A 19,332-nucleotide genomic window follows, 5' to 3' on the forward strand; every position below is an offset into this window, starting at 1 on the left:
AGACAGGGCCAAGGCCAGGGCAAGGGGGACAGAACGCCGCATCATGCCGCGCTATCCAGGCTCGCCTTAGCCTCGGCCACGCGTTTTCGCACTTCCTCCGGCGCGGTGCCCCCGAATGAGCAGCGCGCGGCAACAGAGGCTTCGACCGAGAGTGCTTCGAACACGCGCTCGTCGATCCGGCTGTCGATCTCTTGCAGGTCCGCCAGCGGCAATTCGTCAAGCGCGACACCGCGGCTCTCGGCCAGCTTCACGGCGGCGCCGGTGATGTGATGCGCCTCGCGGAAAGGGATGTTCGCCTGCCGCACCAGCCAGTCGGCCAGGTCGGTCGCGGTGGCATAGCCCAGTTCGGCCGCCTCGCGCATGCGTTCGGTCTTGAACGTGCTGTCCGCCACCATGCCCGTCATCGCGGCGATGGAAAGGCCGAGCAGGTTCGCCGCTTCGAACACCGGCGGCTTGTCGTCCTGCATGTCCTTCGAATAGGCGAGCGGCAGGCCTTTCATCGTCACCATCAGGCTGGTGAGGCAGCCGACGATGCGGCCCGAGTGGCCGCGCACCAGTTCGGCGGCATCGGGGTTCTTCTTCTGCGGCATGATGGAGGAGCCGGTGGAAAGGCTGTCCGCCATGCGCACGAAGCCGAAGGGCTGGCTGGCCCAGATCACGAATTCCTCGGCCAGGCGCGAGAGGTGCAGCGAGCATTGCGCCGCCGCCTGCAAATAATCGAGCGCGAAGTCGCGGTCGGACACGGCATCGAGGCTGTTCTTTGTCGGCCCGTCGAAACCCAATGCCTGCGCGGTCATCTTGCGGTCGATCGGAAACCCCGTCCCGGCCAGCGCCGCGCTGCCCAGCGGGGACAGGTTCATCCGCTCCCGCGCATCATGGAAACGCGAGCGGTCGCGCGCGACCATCTCGTAATAGGCCATCAGGTGGTGGCCCAGCGTCACCGGCTGCGCGGTCTGCAAATGGGTGAAGCCGGGCATGATCGATCCGGCATGCGCGTCTGCCTGTGTGACGAGGGCGTGCTGCAGCGCTTCCAGCCCGGCGTCGGTCTGGTCGATCGCATCGCGCACCCACAGGCGGAAATCGGTCGCCACCTGGTCATTGCGGCTGCGCGCCGTGTGGAGGCGGCCAGCCGCCGCGCCGATCAGTTCGGCAAGGCGGCTTTCGGTGGTCATGTGGATGTCCTCGAGGTCCCAGTCCTCGGGCACACCGTCCTTCTCATACTCGGCGGCAATGGTCTCGAGCCCGCCAAGGATAGCCTCGGCATCCCCGGCGCTCACGATATCGCAGGCGGCCAGCATCGCCACATGCGCGCGCGAAGCCGCAATATCCTGACGCCACAGGGCTTTGTCGAACGGGATCGATGCGTTAATCTCGCGCATGATGGCAGACGGTCCTTCTGCGAACCGCCCGCCCCACATCGCGTTGGAGGCACTACCCTTGCTCAAACCGCCCTACCGTTCCTTCCTCGCGGCCGCCGTCATGGCTGCCGCTCTCGCCGCGTGCGATACCGGCGCGGATGACACCGCGCAAGGCGGGGAAGAAGTCTCTTCGGAAACCGAAACCCACGAATTCACCGGCTTCGTGGACCGGCAATTCGCCGGCGGGGACATTCCCGAGGCACGGCTGGTCGATCCGCAGGGCATCACGCTGTGGCTGGGCGAGACGGGCAACAAACCGGTGCTGCTCAACCTCTGGGCCACATGGTGTGCGCCCTGCGTGGTCGAAATGCCGCTGCTCGACGAACTGGCCGGGGAACTGGGCGATGACGTTCGCGTGCTGACCGTGAGCGAGGACCTGGAAGGCGCAGAGAAGGTCGTACCTTTCTTCTCCGCGCATGATTTCCGCCACCTGCCGGCCTGGATGGACCCGGAAAACGAGCTCGGCTTCGCCTTTGGCGGCGGGGCTGGCCTGCCGCTGACCGTACTTTATGATGCGGACGGCAAGGAAGTCTGGCGCGTGATCGGCGCCTATGACTGGGCGAGCGATGACGCGCGTGCGCTGGTGGGCGAGGTGCTGGAAGAGGAAGATGGCTGACCCCCTCCCCTCGCAATTCGCCCGCGATATGGCGCGGCGGCGCTTCCTGCTGGGCATGGCCGGAGGGATCGGATCGCTGGCGCTGGCAGGTTGCGGCAGCCGGGCGGATGCGCAGGCTGCGGGGGATTCCAATTGCCGGGCGAGCCCGTGGGAAACCGACGGCCCCTTCCCCGCCGATGGCCGCGGCGGGCGCGATCGCCGGATCAATGTACTCTCCAGCCGCGACGTTGTTCGCCGCGATATCCGCCCGTGCTTCGCGGGAATGGAAGGCGAAGCTGAAGGCGTTCTGCTGGAACTGGAATTGCAGCTGGTCGAGGCGCGCTTCGATTGCTCCATGCCGCTCGCGGGTCATGCGATCTATCTGTGGCAGAACGATGCCGCTGGCGATTACTCGCTCTATAACCGGCGCGACGTGAACTATCTGCGCGGCCTGCAGGTGAGCGATTCGGAAGGCATGGTGCGTTTCACCAGCATCCTGCCCGGCTGCTATGGCGGCCGCAGCCCGCATTGCCATTTCGAGGTCTTTGCCAGCGAGGAGGCGGCGCTATCGGGCGAGGAAAGCCTGCTCACCTCCCAATTCGCATTTCCCGAGGAAGCCTGTCGCGCGGTCTATGAAAGCGATGCGCGCTATGGCGACAGTCTCGCCAATCTTGAGCGCTGGCCGATCGCGCGTGACTTCGTCTTTCGCGATGGCGATGCGGAAGTCCGCGCGATGCAGGTGCTGGCGCTGAGCGACAATGGCGCGAACGGCTATTTCGGGACCGGGCGGATCGCACTCAGCCTGTGAGATGGCCTGCGCCGGAAAAATGGTGGGCGGTGACGGGCTCGAACCGCCGACCCTCTCGGTGTAAACGAGATGCTCTACCAACTGAGCTAACCGCCCCAATGCGTTGCAAGCTGCATTGCGAGGGCGCGCGCCTAGACGATTTCGCAGGCGAGTGAAAGCGCGAAATGGCGCACATTGGCGATCAGGCCCCGATCTCCTCAGGCCAGAGGGCCCGCAAACTCTTGGGCAAGGCATGGCGGACCTTCTCCACCTGCCCATCGGAAACGTGGTTGGAAAGCACTCCGAATACCGCGGCGATAGCATCCTTGGCATCGACCGTCCTTGTGTTCTGCAAGCCTGCCTGGACCGCGTGGATGAATTCCTCCGGCTGTTGCATGTCGCCCGGCAGCTTCTCCGGCTCGAACTGGTAGTAATAGATGCCGCGCACGAGCAGCGGCAATTGCGCGCCCAGATGCGCGGCGACCTGTAAGGGCAACCTGTCCCGCAGTGTGTGGAGGACGACGGACAGGACCTTCCAGGCCACGGCCCGGTCGGGGCCGATCTTGCCGTTTATCTCGTCCAGCCAGACATGGGTGGTGTGCAGCGTCTTGTCGAATACTTCGAGTCCGGTCGTACTCATGATCAGTCTCCCAGCACCGGCGCGGGGAGGCAAGATCAGCTTGCCAGTGAAAACCCGGCACCGGAGTCGCGATTAATAAAGTTTACCATTCATATGCGCGGGATTCTTGATCTGGATCACAACAATGCTTTGCGATCGGGAGCATGGTAGAAAGGACAAGCAAGAAGGAGCGTGGACATGAGGATCAAGAACGGAACCCTGATATTGGTGGCCGATGGTGCGAAGATGCTGGTCTATCGCAATGATGGCGGCGTCGACGATCTGGACCTGAAGGTGCTGGAACATGGCGAGGCCGAAAAGCTCGCCACGCACGAACAGGGCAGCGATACGCCGGGCCGGACGCAGGCAAGCGCCGGTGAACGGCGCAGCAGCTATGAGGAAACCGATTGGCAGCAGCAGGCGGAGGACGAGTTCGCCCGCGCGGCCGCAGGCGCGCTGGAGAAATGCGCGGCGGGCAGTTCCGGATCGGATGTCGTCATCGCCGCCGCGCCCCGCACGCTGGGCACGCTGCGCAAATATTACGGCAACCAGACCAAGGCCCGGCTGATCGGCGAGATCGACAAGGACCTCGCCCACTGCGTCAAGCAGGACGTGGCCGCCGTCGTCTCCTCCCACGGAGAGGGCTGACGGCCGGAGGCAAGACCTGCGCGCCTTACACCAGTGCGGCCGCGCTCTTGCCCATCTCGTCGAAATAGCGCGCCATCGCATCCATCGCCTTGTCGGTGAGCTGGATGAAGGCGCGGCGGCGGTCGGTCTCGTCCTCCACGCGCTGCAACAGGCCGGCATCGGTCATCTGGCTGATCCAGCGCAGCGCGGTGGTGGGCGGAACGCCCGAGGCGATACACAGCGACGTTACCGATACGCGCGTATGTTCCACCTGCGCGGCAGTCAGGTCGAGCAGCATGTCCCACGCGGGATCGGCAAACAGGTCGCCATCGAAGAAGCGCGCGCGCAGTTGGCGCTGGTGGATGATCCGGCGAATGAGCCGCGGATCGGGCAGCGGCGGACGTGCCGACTTGACCAGCCGATCCCCCGGCTGGCGCAGCGTTCCCCCAGCCTGTTCCTCGAAACGGAAGGCCAGGGCCGGGCTGCGCACTTGCCCGTCATCATCGCCCAGCCGTTCCAGCTTCTCCGCAAGGCTGTTCACCTGTTCGGTCAGCCGCAACAGCGAGAGCCGGTCTTCGTCGGACAGTTCGCGCACGCGCATATTGGGTACTTGCGCCAGCATCTGGCCCATCGCGATTGCGCGGTCCGCGCGGCTTGCGTTAACGAGGATCAGGGGATCGCTTTGCGTCAGGCAGCCGAACACTTCCTCCAACCCGCCCATGGTGGTCGATACAACCAGATGCGCGCCCGCATTCACCGCCCGCTCGTCAATCCGCGAGAGCGCCGCCAGCGTTGCCCCATCGGGCGCAGGACAATCGATCAACACCGCATCGCCGAGCGGGCGCGGATTGTCGCCCAGCAACGTTTCCATGTCGCCCGCCTCGCGCAGGATCATGCCTGCTGCTTCGGCATCCTCGCGCATCTGTTCGCGCAAGTCGTCACGATCGGCAAAGATCGAGACCGACGGTGCAGCACCCACTGCAACCGCCAGCGTGTCATAAGCGAAATCGACGTGCCCCATGTCCCCAACCACTCCTGATTCGAATGCGAACAGGATGAGAACAAATAGGGACTATGTCAAGAATTCAATACTCGATGAGCTGATTCTAGCCCGCCTCAATCCGCGAAGGGATCACGCACCAGGATCGTGTCCTCGCGTTCGGGGCTGGTCGAGACGCTCGCCACCGGGCACTCGATCAGCTCCTCGATGCGGCGGATGTACTTGATCGCCTGTGCGGGCAGCTCCGCCCAGCTGCGTGCGCCGACCGTGGTGCCTTCCCAGCCGTCCATCTCTTCATAGACGGGGACGCAGCGCGCCTGCTCCTGCGCATTGGCGGGCAGGTAGTCGATCGGTTCGCCATCGAGCGTGTAGCCGGTGCAGATCCTGATCGTCTCGAACCCGTCGAGCACGTCGATCTTGGTGAGCGCAATACCGGTGACGCCGGAGATGGCGCAGGTCTGCCGCACCAGCGTGGCATCGAACCAGCCGCAGCGGCGCTTGCGCGCAGTCACCGTGCCGAACTCATGGCCGCGCTCACCCAGCTTCTGGCCGACCTCGTCCTCAAGCTCTGTCGGGAAGGGGCCGCTGCCGACGCGGGTGGTGTAGGCCTTGACGATCCCCAGCACGAAGCCCGCCGAGCCGGGGCCGAGGCCCGAGCCCGAAGCGACCGTGCCGCTCACCGTGTTGGAGCTGGTGACGAAGGGATAGGTGCCGTGATCGACATCGAGAAGCACGCCCTGCGCGCCTTCGAACAGGATGCGGTCACCCGCCTTCTTGCGTTCGTTGAGGCGCTTCCACACGGGCTGGGCATATTGCTGCACGAAGGGCGCGATGCCGCGCAGTTCTTCCAGCAGCGCGGCGCGATCGACCGGCTCCTCGCCAAAGCCCGCACGCAGCGCATCGTGATGCGCGCACAGGCGGTCCAACTGCGGCTCCAGCTCGTCGAGATGGGCAAGGTCGCATACGCGGATCGCGCGGCGGCCCACCTTGTCCTCATAGGCGGGGCCGATGCCGCGGCCGGTGGTGCCGATCTTGCCCTTGCCCGCCGCAGCCTCGCGCATGCCGTCCAGTTCGCGGTGGAGCGGCAGGATCAGCGGGCAGTTGTCGGCAATACCGAAGTTCGCCGGGCTGATCGAGACGCCCTGCCCCTCGATCCGCTCGATCTCCTCACGCAGCGCCCAAGGGTCGAGCACCACGCCATTGCCGATCAGCGACAGCGTGCCGGTGACGATGCCCGAAGGCAGCAGGCTCAGCTTGTAGGTCTTGTCCCCCACAACCAGCGTATGGCCGGCATTGTGCCCGCCCTGGAATCGCACGACCACATCGGCGCGGCTCGCAAGCCAGTCGACGATCTTGCCTTTGCCTTCATCGCCCCACTGGGCGCCGATCACGGTTACGTTGGCCATGGGTATACTCCTCCACCTGCCAGGCGGATCCGCAGGCGTCCTTCGACAGGACTCGACGCCGGGATGGGAACGGGGGAGTGCGCATGCGCTCCCGATTGCGCGGCGCGGGTTAGAGCGGCGTGGGCGGGTGAGTCAAGCGGGGCGATGGAACACATGGAACACTGTCCTGATACAAGAATCGCTGGACGCCCGGGAGATGGCCGATTGACGGGGAAAGAGAGGCGAAATCAGCGCGTTCATCCCTGCACCACTGCCGCCTTCCGGCAGCTGTAGGAAAGTCACCGCCGCCAATCGCCTGAACCACGCTTGCCGCGCCGGTTCACCACCTCGCAATCATTGCACCGGCAGGTGACAATTTGCGCCAATTCGCGACTGGCAAATGGTCGGAAGAAGGCGGATGCAGGGTCGCAAGGTTCAGATGAGGAGTATTCCGATGCGCCGATCCGTTCGCCTGGCCGCTCTGGCCCTGCTGGCCGCACCCGTCACGCTGGCCACCTTCCCCATGGCCGCCCCGCTCGCCGCACAGCAGCGTGGCGGATACGAAACCCATGCCTATGGCAGCGACCGGCTGCAGACGCTCGACTTCTGGCCGGGCGCCACCCGCGATGCGCCTCTGGTGGTTTTCGTGCATGGCGGCGGGTGGAAGCGCGGCAGCAAGCGAATGGTGAGAGATTCCAGCAAGCTCGAGCACTGGCAGGCGCTGGGCTATGCGGTGGCAGCGGTGGATTACCGCCTCGTCCCCGACAATACGGTGGAGCAGCAAGGCGCCGACGTCGCCAATGCGGTCGCATGGCTGCGCGACAATGCCTCACGGCTCGGTTTCGACCGGCAGCGGATCGCGCTGGTCGGCCATAGCGCGGGCGCGCATCTGGTAGCCCTTGTCGGCACCGATCCCGCCTATTTCCGCGCGGCGGGGCTGGCGATGGATGATGTGGTCGGCGTGGTCCCGCTCGACGGTGCGGCCTATAACGTGCCCGACCAGATGGGCGAGAATGCCATATTGATGGGCAAGACTTACGAGCAGGCCTTCGGCACCGATCCCGCGCGCCAGCGCCGCCTGTCGCCCAATCTCCACACCGCCGCGCCCAATGCGCCCGCCTTCCTGATCTTGCATGTCCAGCGCGAGGATGCGCGGCGGCAGAGCAACGAACTGGCCGAGGGCCTCAACCGCGCCGGCACACCTGCGGAGGTGCGCGACCTGCCGGGACGCGGATTGCGCGGCCATCGCCAGATCAACCATGACATGGGCGATCCCGACTATGCGGGCACGGCCATGGTGGACAGCTTCCTGGCGCGGGTCTTCCGCCGCTAGGAAGTGCCCGGCTGGGAATCGCCGCTTATCATGCTAAGGGCGCGGGCATCATGACTGCCCTGCCCATCCGCGTTGCCGCGCTCTACAAGTTCACGCGTTTCGACGATCCCGCCGCGATCCGGGGGCCGCTTCTGGCGCTGTGCGAGGCGCAGGGGATCGCCGGCACGCTGCTGCTGGCGGAGGAAGGCATCAACGGCACCATCGCCGGGACGCCTGAGGCTATCGACGCAGTGCTGGCGCATATCCGCGCCCTGCCCGGATGCGCCGATATCGAGGTGAAGTTCTCCGGCGCGGCGGAAATGCCCTTCTACCGTCTCAAGGTGCGGCTGAAGAAGGAGATCGTGACCTTGGGCGAGCCGGGCGTCGATCCGACGCAGGATGTCGGCACCTATGTCGATCCGGCGGAATGGAACGCGCTGATCGCCGATCCCGACACGATCGTGATCGACACGCGCAACGATTACGAAGTGGCGATCGGCCAGTTCGAAGGCGCCATCGATCCCGAAACGCCCAGCTTCCGCGACTTTCCCGCCTGGTTCCGCGGGCAGCGTGCGAAGCTGCTCGGGCGCACCAACAAGCCCAAGGTCGCGATGTATTGCACCGGCGGCATTCGCTGCGAGAAATCGACCGCCTTTTTGAAGGCCGAGGGGATCGAGGATGTCTATCACCTGAAGGGCGGCATCCTGAAATATCTCGAGGATATTCCCGAGGAGGAAAGCCTGTGGCGCGGCGAATGCTTCGTCTTCGATGAACGGGTGAGCGTGGGCCACGGCCTCAAGCAGGGCCCCTATGTGCTGTGCCGCGCCTGCCGCTATCCGCTGGGGCCGGAGGAGCTGGCATCGCCCGAATATGAGGACGGCGTCTCCTGCCCGCATTGCATTGCAGACCGGACCCCGGAGCAGCGCGTCCGCTATGCCGAGCGGCAGAAGCAGGCGCGACTGGCAAGGAAGCGTGGGGAGCAGCATGTCGGCGATTCCCATGAAGACCTGAGGGAACGCAGGCGCGCCGAGAAACTGGCGGCGAAAGAGGCTGCGCGGAAGGCGGCCGCCGAACAGGACGATGGCTGACCCGATCCTCTACAGCTTCCGCCGCTGCCCCTATGCGATGCGCGCGCGGCTGGCCTTGCGGGTGAGCGGCGCGAGCTATGAGCATCGTGAGATCGTGCTGCGCGACAAGCCGCAGCATATGCTTGAAATCTCGCCGAAAGGAACGGTGCCGGTTCTGCTTCTCTCGGATGGCACGGTGCTGGAGGAAAGCCTCGACATCATGCGCTGGGCCTTGCAGCAGAATGACCCGGAAAGCTGGCTCGGTCGCGTGGATGAAGAGCTGGTTGCGGTGAATGACGGGCCGTTCAAGCACCACCTCGACCGCTACAAATATGCGCCCCGCTATGACGGCGCGGACCCGCTGGAACATCGCGCGGCTTGTGCAGCAATCCTGCAAGGGCTGGAAAATCACCTTGCCGCCCAGCCCTTCTTGTCAGGTCAGACGCGCGGCTTCACCGATGCGGCCATTGCGCCATTCGTCCGGCAGTTCGCCAATACCGATCGGGAATGGTTCGATGCACAGGACTGGCCGCATATGCAGCGCTGGTTGTCGGACTATCTCGCCTCGGACCTGTTTGCCGAGGTGATGCGCAAGCACCCGCTCTGGGTGCCGGGGGGCTAGACCGGTTTCGCCTCGCCGCCGTCGAGCAAATGGCTGCAGCCCAGCGCCGCAGCATCGTCGGCGTCGGACAATGCCTCAACCGTGCGCCAACCCTGCCCGCGTAGGCGCGTTGCCGCCGACCGGTCGTGACCCAGCGGCAGGAACAGCTTGTTGCCCAGGCTCTCCTGCGCCTTGACCGCTTCGACCAGCTCTTCAGGGTAGAGAGAGAAGCCGGTGGCGGGCTCGCCCGTCCCGCCGATCAGGTAAGTGCCGCCGCGACCGACCGCGCCGCGCACGCCATCGGCGAAAATCGTGAAGCCGAACCAGCTCTGATATTCAAAACCGTGGCGTTCGGACGGATCGAGCGTCAGTCGCGCCCGGCCACGCACCCGGTCGGCAATCTGCTGCAGACCTTCAAGGCGGCTGGAGAGCGCCCCGCCCGCATCGATCGCGCGCAGTTTCTCCAGCGCGTCATCGAACGGGCCGGTGGCGAAGAGCAGCGGGATATAGGCCTCGCCGCCTGCATCGGTCAGCCCGCCCGCATCCTTGGCATCGAGCTCGCGCCGAACGGCATCGCGCTTTTCCTCGGCCAGCGGGAAAGTCTCTGCGGCCAAAGTGTCCACCAGGTCGGGCAGCGTGAAATCGACCGAAATGCCCGTCGCGCCCGCGGCTTCCAGTGCGGTGATCGCGAGTTCCACCATCTCGCCCGCAGCAGCAGCACTGTCACTGCCGATCAGCTCGGCGCCGATCTGCAGGTTCTCGCGGCGCGGTTCCAGCTGGTCGCCGGCGATCCGCACGACCTGCCCCGCATAGCATAGGCGCAAGGGGCGCGGCGCATCGGAGAGGCCGGTGGCGGCAATGCGGCCGACTTGCGCGGTGATGTCGCTGCGCAAGGCCAGCGTGCGCAAGCTCCGGGGATCGACGAAGCGGAACATGTGCCGCGTCATCAGCCCGTCGGTGCGGGTGGCCATGCTCTTCTCGAACTCGATCAGCGGCGGGCGCACACGGTCGAAACCATGCGCGCCCATCACCGCCATTGCATCGCGTTCGATACGGGCGGCCGCCGCCGCGCTTTGCGGCAGGCGGTCTTCGAGCCCTTCGGGCAGCAGGTCTGAAGTCGGGTCGCTCATAACGATGCTGCCCCTAGCGCCTAACGCGTCAGAAAGACAACGCCTTCACGAGCTTCACGCCTTCCAGCTTGCCGGCCTGGTCAATGACCTCGGCGGGAATGGGCTGGTCGACGGACAGCAGCACGATCGCCTCGCCACCGGCTTCGCGGCGGCCGAGATGGAAGGTGCCGATATTGATGTCATGCTGGCCCAGCAGGCCGCCCATGCGGCCGATGAAGCCAGGCGCATCCTGGTTGACGACATAGAGCATGTGGCCGTCGAGATCGGCTTCGATGCCGATGCCGAAGATCTCCACCAGGCGCGGCGCGTTCTCGCCGAACAGCGTACCGGCAACCGAGCGCGGACCGGCGCTGGTGGCGACGGTGACGCGCAGCAGCGTGTGGTAGACGCCCTCGCCCTCGAAGCGGACCGACCGCACCTGCAGCCCGCGCTCCTTGGCGAGATAGGGTGCGTTGACCATGTTCACCGTGTCCGAATAGCGGCGCATGAAGCCCGCCAGCACAGCGCCTTCGATCGGCTTGCCGTTGAGTTCCGCGGCAGCGCCCGAACGCTCGATGGTGATCTCGGTCAGGTTGCCATGCGCCAGCTGGCTGACCAGCGAGCCGAGCTTTTCGGCGAGCGCCATGTACGGCTTCAGCTTCGGCGCTTCCTCTGCCGAAAGCGACGGCATGTTGAGCGCATTGGTGACGCCGCCATTGACGAGGTAATCGGCCATCTGCTCGGCCACCTGCAGCGCGACATTGACCTGCGCTTCGGTGGTCGATGCGCCAAGATGCGGCGTACAGATGAAGTTCGGCGTTCCGAAGAGCGGGCTTTCCTTGGCCGGTTCCTTGGCGAACACGTCCAGCGCGGCACCGGCGATATGGCCGGAATCGAGGCCTTCCTTCAGCGCCGCCTCGTCGATCAGGCCGCCACGTGCGCAGTTGACGATACGCACGCCCTTCTTGGTCTTGGCGAGGTTTTCGGCCGAGAGGATATTGCGCGTCTCATCGGTCAGCGGTGTGTGCAGCGTGATGAAGTCGGCGCGCGACAGCAGCGTGTCGAGATCGGCCTTTTCCACGCCCATTTCGACAGCGCGATCTTCAGTCAGGAACGGATCGAAGGCGACGACCTTCATCTTCAGGCCCAGCGCGCGCGATGCGACGATCGAGCCGATATTGCCCGCACCGATCAGGCCCAGCGTCTTGCCGGTGACTTCCACGCCCATGAAATCGCTCTTCGGCCATTCGCCAGCCTGCGTGCGGGCATTGGCTGCCGGAATCTGGCGGGCAACCGCCATGATCAGCGCGATGGCATGTTCAGCGGTGGTGATCGAGTTGCCGAACGGCGTGTTCATCACCACCACGCCCTTGCCGGAGGCGGCAGGGATATCGACATTGTCGACGCCGATACCGGCGCGGCCGATAACCTTGAGATTGGTCGCCGCTTCGAGGATCTCGGCCGTCACCGTGGTCGAGGAACGGATCGCGAGGCCATCATATTCGCCGATGCGGGCCTTCAGCTGTTCGGGCGTTTCGCCGGTGATCACATCGACGTCGCAGCCGCGCTCTTCGAAAATGCGGGCGGCATTGGGGTCCATCTTGTCGGAGATGAGGACTTTGGGCTTGGTCATGGGAATTCTCCCCTTTGGTGTGCCGGTGCGCAGATGGTTTTCGGGCGTCGACCGGCTAAAGTTTCTTAAAAAAGTCGGTGACTTGCGCGCCCCGCCATGGCGGCGGGGCTACGCTGTCAGGCAATCAGAGATTGCCGGCCTTGAGCTCTTCGTAAGCCCATTCGATCCACGGCAGCAGGCGGCGGATATCTTCCGCTTCCAGCGAGCCGCCGCACCAGATGCGCAGCGACGGCGGGGCATCGCGATAACCGTTGAAATCGTAGCCGATATCCATCTCTTCCAGCTTGGAAGCGATCTTCTTCGGAACGGCTGCCTTGTCCTCGTCAGACAGGCTGTCATACCACTCGCCCTGGAAGACCATGCAGACGCCGGTATTGGTCTGCTGCGCCGGGTCGGCAACCATGTTGCGCATCCACGGCGTCGCTTCGATCCAGTCCTTGACGATCTTGGCATTGGCATCGGCGCGATCGAACATGGCCTGGCGACCGCCGATCGACTTCACCCATTCCAGCGCCGCGATGTAATCTTCGGTCGCCAGCATGGAAGGCGTGTTGATCGTGGCACCTTCGAAGATGCCGCGGTTGATCTTGTCGCCCTTCTTCAGGCGGAACAGCTTGGGCAGCGGCCATGCGGGATCGTAGCTTTCGATGCGTTCCACCGCCTTGGGGCTGAGGATCAGCATGCCGTGCTGCGCTTCGCCGCCCAGCACCTTCTGCCAGCTATAGGTGGTGGCATCGAGCTTCGACCAGTCCATCTCCATCGCGAAGACGGCGGAAGTGGCGTCGTTGATGGCCAGGCCTTCACGGCCCGGTGCGAGCCAATCGGTGTTTGCGATCTTCGCGCCGCTGGTCGTGCCGTTCCAGGTGAAGACGACATCGTTTTCCTGCGGGATCTGCGTCAGATCGGGAATTTCGCCGTAACCGGCATCCAGCACCTGCAGGTCTTTCAGCTTCAGCTGCTTGACCGCGTCCTGGATCCAGACGTTACCGAAGCTTTCCCACGCAGCGACGGTGGCCGGGCGCGCGCCCAGCATGGTCCACATCGCGCATTCCAGGGCACCCGTATCGGAACCCGGCATGATGCCGACCAGGTAATCGTCGGGAATGCCGAGCAGTTCCTTGGTCAGGTCGATCGCATACTTCAGGCGCCCCTTGGCATATTTGGAGCGGTGCGAACGGCCGAGGCTTTTGATGTCGAGCTTTTCGAGCGACCAGCCCGGAGGCTTGCAGGTGGGGCCGGACGAAAAGAAAGGGCGCTCCGGACGGAGCGTAGGTTCGGTAGTCATACTGTATTCTCTCCTTACAGAGAGCACGCGCGGCGTTGGGACCGCGTGGCCCGCCGGCGGCACTAGTGGCGCGGCGGACTTAGTCAAGAAGCTTTGCAGTTTCAGCTGAAACGAGGCAGGCTGTTTACGCCTTGGGTTCGGCAAATATTAAGTATGTTTGCGTGAGACTGCACGCCATGAAACGCTTCGCGGCCATCCTTATCGCATCGCTGCTGGCCAGCGGCTGTTCGGTCCTGCCCGAGTCGCAGGAACGGCGCAGCGCGAGCCCTGCCCCGGCGGCGCAGGCTCCCATCGCGCGGTCACCGGCGGCGGGCCAATGCCTGGCCGAGCTGGGACAGGCGGGCGCGCAATTCTCCGCCGTGCCTGACAGCTATACTGGTGAGGGATGCTCCACAATCGGCACGGTGCAGATGAGCGCGCTGCGCGGCGACAGCTCGACTCTGGCGGTGAGCAATATCGGGCCGGTGCAATGCGCCGTGGGGGCCGCCTTCGCAGCCTGGGCGCGCTTCGGCGTTGACCGCGCGGCGCAGCAATATCTGGGCGCGCGGCTGCAGCGGATCGAAACCTATGGCAGCTATGCCTGCCGTAATGTCGCGGGATCGGGACGCCGGTCCGCCCATGCCACTGCCGGGGCAATCGACATTGCCGCTTTCGTTCTAGAGGACGGGCGGCGCGTGTCGGTGGCGGAGGGCTGGCACGGTGGCAATTCGGCGGAACGTGAATTCCTCCGGGTTATCCAGCGCAGCGCATGCCGCCGCTTCGATACGGTACTGGGACCCGAATACGATGCCGCCCATCGCGACCATTTCCACCTGGAAGGCGTGATCGAGGGGAGTTCCTTCTGCCGCTAGCGATTGCGGGCGTACTCGCCTCGCTCAAGCGCCAGTTTGTCCGATGCGCTGGACATCTTGCGCATCTTCTTCGTCCGCGACCTGGGGACGCTCTTCGCGAAAGTCGGCTTCCAGCCGCAGGCGCACGGCCTCCGCGGCATGGCTGGCGCCCAGCTTGTCCATCATGTTGGCGCGGTGGATTTCCACCGTGCGCGGGCTGATTTCCAGCGCCCGGGCTATTGCCTTGTTCGAGCAGCCTTCGCTGAGCCAGTCGAGCACTTCGCGCTCGCGGCGAGAGAGGGTGCCGATCCGCTGGCGTGCTTCGACAAGGCGGCGGCGCGCCTCTGCATGGCGGCCGGCATCTTCCAGCACGCGGGTGGCCATGCGGGCGAATTCTTCCTTCGTCAGCGGGAGGCGCAGGTAATCGAGCGCGCCGGCGCGGATCGCCTGCACGACCTCGTCGACGTCCGGCGTATGCGAGGCGGCCACAACGGGCAGCCATATACCAGCATTGCTAAGCCGTTCGAGCAGGCGGTCCATGCCCAGGGCAAGCACGTCCCCGCAGGCGATGATCACGCCGTCTGAAGGTCCGACCGCCAGCAATTCGGCAAAGTCGGAATAGACTTCGGCATGATGACCGAGATCGAAGGCAAGGCGGGCCTGTTCGGCCCTGAGGCGGCTGTCGCCACCGGCGATGTGAAGTTTGAGGCGCTGTTCCATGGCTCAGATTCCTGAACCCAAGCGGATCGCGACGCGAGCCGGACAAGAACCGAAACCAAGCAATTTTACGTGGGAGTTGTGGTGCGACCCGCAGAAATCCATGCTGAAATTCCATCCAAACCGGAGTGAACTTCAGGATTTGCCCTTAGGTGGTTACCTCTTAGTAACCATATACCTATGGATTAATACCTATATCCCAATGGGATAAGGTAGGCACGACTCGATAGAAGGCGCGCGAACATGGCTGCCGGCTGGCCGGACGACGGTCCAGTCGCCCTCCAGGCAGGATCAGTCCGTCTTCTGGTAGAAGCTGTAATTGGGCAGCGAATGAAATGCCGTCTTCAGCGCATCGCCCCAGCTTGAGGAGATGGAATCGAAATAGGGATCGGCATGTTCGATCCGTCGTTCGTGCTTGGGCTCGAACGTATCCGCCTCGATCACCATCAGGTCCAGCGGCAGGCCGACCGAGAGGTTCGCCTTCAGCGTGGAATCGAAGCTGACCATCAGCAGCTTCACCGCATCCTCGAAACTCATATGGCGGTCGTAGCCGCGGATCAGGATCGGGCGGCCGTATTTGGTCTCCCCGATCTGGAAGAAGGGCGTGTCGAAGCTCGCTTCGATGAAATTGCCTTCGGGGTAGATCAGGAACAGGCGCGGCTCCATTCCGGCGATCTGACCGGCGACGATGATGCTGGCGGTGAAGCGGTTGCTTGCGGTGGGGCCATTGTCTTCCTGCGTCGCCTGCACCGTCTCGCGCAGCAGCTTGCCGACTTCGACCGCGACCTGGAACATGGTGGGCAGTTCCAGCAGCGAATTCTGGCGCTCGCTGGGCGCCTTGTTGCGCTCCTCCAGCTTGCTGATCACCGCCTGCGTGGTGGCAAGGTTGCCCGCCGTCATTACCGAGATGACGCGGTTGCCCGGGATGCTCCAGTGGAACATCTTGCGGAAGACGGAGATGTTATCGACGCCCGAATTTGTGCGGGTGTCGCTCATCAACACCAGCCCCTTGTCCAGCATCATTCCAACGCAATAGGTCATGATCGAGTATTCGTTAGCCCAAGTGAGTTAAGATTCGCAGCGGCGAGCGCCATGGGCGGCCTTACTGTTCCACCATCTGCTGTTCCACCGCCAAATCGACATGCAGGTCCTCGGTCACGGCGCCGAAGCTGATTCCGGTAATCGGCGCCGCATCGCGATAGTCGCGGCCGGTGGCAACGCGCACATAGCGCGGATCGGGGCTGATCTGGTTGGAAATGTCGAAACCGACCCAGCCCAGCCCCTGCACCCAGGCTTCCGCCCAGGCATGCGTCGCTTCCTGCTCTATCCGGTCGTTCATCATCAGATAGCCGCTGACATAGCGTGCGGGGATTTCCAGCGCGCGGGCAGCGGCGATGAAGATATGCGCATGGTCCTGGCACACGCCGCCGCCATCGGCCACCGCCTCTTCAGCGGTGGTATGCACATGGGTGACGTCGGTATCGTAATCCACCGCCTCACGGATAACGGCGGAGAGCCGGTGCAGCGTGGCGACCATGCCCTCATCGCTGCGCTCCACCTTGCCGATCAGTTCGCGAATATTCGCTCCCGGTTCGGTCAGCCTGGTGGTGCCAAGGAAGGCCCAGAGCGGCATGTGCCCGGCATGATGGCCGATCACCCCGGCATAATCCTCCGTATCGACGGTCCCCTTGCAGGAAACCACGACTTCCTTCACGCCTTCCTCTACCGACACCAGCGTGACGTGATTGACGTTCTGGTCATCATAGGACAGCTCCTCGCGCGCGCCCTTATATTCCATCGTCCAGTCGAGGACCTTCTGCCCCTGCGTCTCCTTCGGCGCCAGGCGCAGGCGCTGGATGCCATGCGCGACCGGTTCGGCGAATTTGTAGCGGGTGGTGTGGCGAATGGAGAGGCGCATGATCAGGTGTCCAGTGCTTCAGGAAACGAAGCGGTAATCCTCCGCAATGGCCGAGGCGATGCTCGCATTCCCGCCAATGAAATCGAGCAGGAATTCGTGCAGGCCCTGGTCGAAAATGTCCTCCACCGACTTGCCCGTCAGCTGCTGGTCGGCGATGCGCATCGCTTCATGCGCACTTCCTTCCTTGCCATGCAGGCGGGATAGCGCGGAGAGGTTCTCGCGCATGGCGGAGTAGCAGAAGGCGAGGCTGCGCGGGAAGCGTTCGTCGAGGATCAGGAAGTCGGCGATCGATCGCGCATCCATGCGCCCGGCATTGAGCCAGCGATAAGCGCGCTCCGCCGAAAGCGAGCGCAGGACATTGTCCCACTGCCCGGTGTCTAGCGCGGTGCCGACATAAGCGAGCGAAGGCAGCAGCAGATAATACTTCACATCGAGGATACGCGCCGTGTTGTCCGCCCGCTCCAGGAAAGTGCCGGCGCGCGCGAAGCTGTATGTCTCGTTGCGCAGCATTGAACCATGGGTGGCCCCGCGCGCCAGCGAGCTCTCGCGCCGGATCGCGCCAAGCGCGGTGTTGAGATTGCTCTCCCGCACCGGACGGGCGAGGAGGTCGCACAGCGTCATCCAGCCTTCATTGATCGCTTCCCACACTTCCAGCGTGATCGCCGATCGGCAGGCACGGGCATTGGTACGCGCGCGTTCGAACATCGACAGCACGCTTTCCGGATTGTTCTTCGACCGCAGCACGAAATCGCACACATGCGCGCCGGTATAATCGTCATAATGCTCGTCATAGCCGGTGCGCAGGCCGAGCGTGGTGAGAACGGAGCGCCATTCCTCACTCGCTTCATCCACCCCGCGGGTCAGCGCCATGCGATGCCCGGCAGCCAGCAGGCGCGCGGTGTTCTCGGCCCGCTCGAGATAGCGGTACATCCAGAAGATACCGTTGGCGACGCGCCCCAGCATCGGCTTTTCGATGGCGAAGGTGATATCCTGATCAGTCATCGAGCACCCAGCTATCCTTGGTGCCGCCGCCCTGGCTGGAATTGACCACGAGCGATCCCTTCTTCAGCGCCACTCGCGTCAGCCCGCCAGGCGTGATGTCGATCCCCTCTGGCGAGCAGAGCACGAAGGGTCTGAGGTCCACATGGCGCGGCGCGAGTCCGGCCCTGGTGAAGATCGGACAGGTCGAGAGCGCAAGCGTGGGCTGGGCGATATAGTTTTCCGGCATCGCTTCCAGCTTTGCGCGAAAAGCACGCACTTCCTTCTTGCTGGCGGTCGGGCCGATCAGCATGCCGTAGCCGCCCGATCCGTGGACTTCCTTGACCACCAGCTCCTCAAGGTTGTCGAGGACGTATTTCAGGCTGTCGGGATCGGCGCAGCGCCAGGTGTCCACATTGGGCAGCAGCGCCTTCTCGCCGGTATAGAATTCGACGATCTCCGGCATGAAGGAATAGATCGCCTTGTCGTCCGCCACACCGGTTCCAGGCGCATTGGCAATGGTGATATTCCCCGCGCGATAGACGTCCATGATGCCGGGAATGCCCAGCACGCTGTCGGGGTTGAAGGTCAGCGGGTCGAGATATTCGTCGTCCACCCGGCGATAGAGCACGTCGATCGGGCGGAAGCCGTCGGTGGTGCGCATCTGCACCTTGCCGCCGACCACGCGCAGATCGCTACCCTCGACCAGTTCGGCACCCATCTGGTCGGCGAGAAAGGCGTGTTCGAAATAGGCCGAATTGAAGATGCCAGGGGTCAGCACCGCGATGCTGGGCTTGCTGCCCGCTCCCTCCGGCGCGCAGGCCGCAAGGCTGGTCGCAAGGCGGCGCGGGTAGTTGGAGACCGGCTGAACCTTTATGCGCGTAAACAGCTCGGGGAACATGGCCATCATCGTCTCGCGGTTTTCCAGCATGTAGGAAACGCCGCTGGGCGTGCGGGCATTGTCTTCCAGCACCATGAACTCGTCCGGACCGGTGCGGACCAGATCGATACCGGTGATGTGGGTGTAAACGCCGCCGGGCGGGCTGAAGCCAACCATTTCCGGCAGCCAGGCGGCATTGTTGCGGAACAGGCGTTCCGGCAGCCGACCAGAGCGGATGATTTCCTGCCGGTGATAGAGATCGTGCATGAAGGCGTTGAGCGCCCTCACCCGCTGTTCGATCCCGCGCGACAACCGCCGCCATTCGCTGCCGGTGATGATCCGCGGCACCATGTCGAAGGGGATCAGCCGCTCCTCGGCATCGTCATCGCCATAGACGTTGAAGGTGATGCCGGTTCGGCGGAAGAAGCTCTCCGCCTCGCTATCCTTGCGCCGCATCAGCGCCGGATCCTGCTCCTCAAGCCACTCCTGGTAGCCGCGGTAGGCCGGCCGGACGCTTCCGTCGGCCCGGTGCATTTCGTCAAACTTGTCGCTGGTCGCGCTGCTCAATCGT

19 protein-coding genes and 1 tRNA gene are annotated in these 19,332 nt (G+C 64.2%); 7 read left to right on the forward strand and 13 right to left on the reverse strand.

The genetic code is table 11. The annotated features are described in order from the left end of the window. Positions 1-41: 41 nt before the first annotated feature. Entirely contained in the window at positions 42-1,418 is a 1,377-nt protein-coding gene (gene argH / locus E5222_RS10000; protein ID WP_136693817.1) for an argininosuccinate lyase, read from the reverse strand. Between the two features lie 19 nt (positions 1,419-1,437). Here argH and E5222_RS10005 point away from each other — a divergent pair, with 19 nt between their 5' ends. Together E5222_RS10005 and E5222_RS10010 are read left to right on the forward strand one after the other, a co-directional pair. Then, the gene (locus E5222_RS10005; protein ID WP_246021664.1) at positions 1,438-2,034 is read left to right on the forward strand and encodes a TlpA family protein disulfide reductase; all 597 of its coding nucleotides are present in this window, start codon (positions 1,438-1,440) and stop codon (positions 2,032-2,034) included. Continuing rightward, complete coding sequence (locus tag E5222_RS10010; RefSeq protein WP_169053546.1) at positions 2,027-2,821, forward strand: dioxygenase family protein; 795 nt, start codon at positions 2,027-2,029, stop codon at positions 2,819-2,821. Before E5222_RS10005 ends, E5222_RS10010 begins: the two co-directional genes overlap by 8 nt. 20 nt (positions 2,822-2,841) lie before the next feature. Here E5222_RS10010 and E5222_RS10015 read toward each other — a convergent pair. Continuing rightward, positions 2,842-2,917 (reverse strand) — tRNA-Val (locus E5222_RS10015). A gap of 85 nt (positions 2,918-3,002) precedes the next feature. Beyond that, on the reverse strand, positions 3,003-3,440 hold the full coding sequence (locus E5222_RS10020; protein ID WP_136693609.1) for a DUF2267 domain-containing protein: 438 nt from the start codon (positions 3,438-3,440) through the stop codon (positions 3,003-3,005). A 177-nt stretch (positions 3,441-3,617) separates the two neighbouring features. Here E5222_RS10020 and E5222_RS10025 point away from each other — a divergent pair, with 177 nt between their 5' ends. Further along, on the forward strand, positions 3,618-4,067 hold the full coding sequence (locus E5222_RS10025; RefSeq protein ID WP_136693610.1) for a baeRF12 domain-containing protein: 450 nt from the start codon (positions 3,618-3,620) through the stop codon (positions 4,065-4,067). A 25-nt stretch (positions 4,068-4,092) separates the two neighbouring features. On the opposite strand, the gene E5222_RS10030 is transcribed toward E5222_RS10025, so the two are convergent. Both E5222_RS10030 and E5222_RS10035 read right to left on the reverse strand, forming a co-directional pair. Next, complete coding sequence (locus E5222_RS10030; protein ID WP_136693611.1) at positions 4,093-5,067, reverse strand: winged helix DNA-binding protein; 975 nt, start codon at positions 5,065-5,067, stop codon at positions 4,093-4,095. A 95-nt stretch (positions 5,068-5,162) separates the two neighbouring features. Further along, the gene (locus tag E5222_RS10035; RefSeq protein ID WP_136693612.1) at positions 5,163-6,452 is read right to left on the reverse strand and encodes an adenylosuccinate synthase; all 1,290 of its coding nucleotides are present in this window, start codon (positions 6,450-6,452) and stop codon (positions 5,163-5,165) included. A 433-nt stretch (positions 6,453-6,885) separates the two neighbouring features. Here E5222_RS10035 and E5222_RS10040 point away from each other — a divergent pair, with 433 nt between their 5' ends. Genes E5222_RS10040 through E5222_RS10050 form a run of 3 tightly spaced genes read left to right on the forward strand, consistent with a single transcriptional unit; the run spans position 6,886 to position 9,432 of the window. Beyond that, positions 6,886-7,764 carry an alpha/beta hydrolase gene (locus tag E5222_RS10040; protein ID WP_136693613.1) on the forward strand — a complete coding sequence of 293 codons (879 nt, stop codon included), beginning with the start codon at positions 6,886-6,888 and terminating at the stop codon, positions 7,762-7,764. 50 nt (positions 7,765-7,814) lie between these two features. Beyond that, positions 7,815-8,831: an oxygen-dependent tRNA uridine(34) hydroxylase TrhO gene (trhO, locus tag E5222_RS10045; RefSeq protein ID WP_136693614.1), complete on the forward strand. Its 1,017-nt coding sequence runs from the start codon at positions 7,815-7,817 to the stop codon at positions 8,829-8,831. Continuing rightward, entirely contained in the window at positions 8,824-9,432 is a 609-nt protein-coding gene (locus tag E5222_RS10050) for a glutathione S-transferase (RefSeq protein ID WP_136693615.1), read from the forward strand. Before trhO ends, E5222_RS10050 begins: the two co-directional genes overlap by 8 nt. On the opposite strand, the gene E5222_RS10055 is transcribed toward E5222_RS10050, so the two are convergent. The 3 genes from E5222_RS10055 to E5222_RS10065 form a co-directional block, all read right to left on the reverse strand. Beyond that, on the reverse strand, positions 9,429-10,541 hold the full coding sequence (locus E5222_RS10055) for an ATP phosphoribosyltransferase regulatory subunit (protein ID WP_136693616.1): 1,113 nt from the start codon (positions 10,539-10,541) through the stop codon (positions 9,429-9,431). The genes E5222_RS10050 and E5222_RS10055 overlap by 4 nt on opposite strands. Before the next feature lie 28 nt (positions 10,542-10,569). Beyond that, entirely contained in the window at positions 10,570-12,153 is a 1,584-nt protein-coding gene (serA, locus tag E5222_RS10060) for a phosphoglycerate dehydrogenase (RefSeq protein ID WP_136693617.1), read from the reverse strand. Positions 12,154-12,277: 124 nt separating this feature from the next. Then, positions 12,278-13,438, reverse strand: a complete 1,161-nt coding sequence (locus E5222_RS10065) for a phosphoserine transaminase (protein WP_136693618.1) — start codon at positions 13,436-13,438, stop codon at positions 12,278-12,280. A gap of 176 nt (positions 13,439-13,614) precedes the next feature. Here E5222_RS10065 and E5222_RS10070 point away from each other — a divergent pair, with 176 nt between their 5' ends. Then, complete coding sequence (locus E5222_RS10070; protein ID WP_136693619.1) at positions 13,615-14,289, forward strand: extensin family protein; 675 nt, start codon at positions 13,615-13,617, stop codon at positions 14,287-14,289. 24 nt (positions 14,290-14,313) lie between these two features. On the opposite strand, the gene E5222_RS10075 is transcribed toward E5222_RS10070, so the two are convergent. From E5222_RS10075 to E5222_RS10095, 5 genes are all read right to left on the reverse strand, one after another. Next, a complete protein-coding gene (locus E5222_RS10075; protein WP_136693620.1) occupies positions 14,314-14,988 on the reverse strand; it encodes a response regulator transcription factor in 675 nt (224 codons plus the stop codon). A 288-nt stretch (positions 14,989-15,276) separates the two neighbouring features. Continuing rightward, a complete protein-coding gene (locus tag E5222_RS10080; protein WP_136693621.1) occupies positions 15,277-16,026 on the reverse strand; it encodes a proteasome-type protease in 750 nt (249 codons plus the stop codon). Between the two features lie 61 nt (positions 16,027-16,087). Next, complete coding sequence (locus E5222_RS10085) at positions 16,088-16,903, reverse strand: transglutaminase family protein (RefSeq protein WP_136693622.1); 816 nt, start codon at positions 16,901-16,903, stop codon at positions 16,088-16,090. An 18-nt stretch (positions 16,904-16,921) separates the two neighbouring features. Then, on the reverse strand, positions 16,922-17,866 hold the full coding sequence (locus E5222_RS10090; RefSeq protein ID WP_136693819.1) for an alpha-E domain-containing protein: 945 nt from the start codon (positions 17,864-17,866) through the stop codon (positions 16,922-16,924). 31 nt (positions 17,867-17,897) lie between these two features. Further along, the gene (locus E5222_RS10095; protein WP_211196141.1) at positions 17,898-19,295 is read right to left on the reverse strand and encodes a circularly permuted type 2 ATP-grasp protein; all 1,398 of its coding nucleotides are present in this window, start codon (positions 19,293-19,295) and stop codon (positions 17,898-17,900) included. Positions 19,296-19,332: the final 37 nt, after the last annotated feature.

It is taken from the genome of Alteraurantiacibacter aquimixticola (assembly GCF_004965515.1).
GTDB lineage: Bacteria > Pseudomonadota > Alphaproteobacteria > Sphingomonadales > Sphingomonadaceae > Alteraurantiacibacter > Alteraurantiacibacter aquimixticola.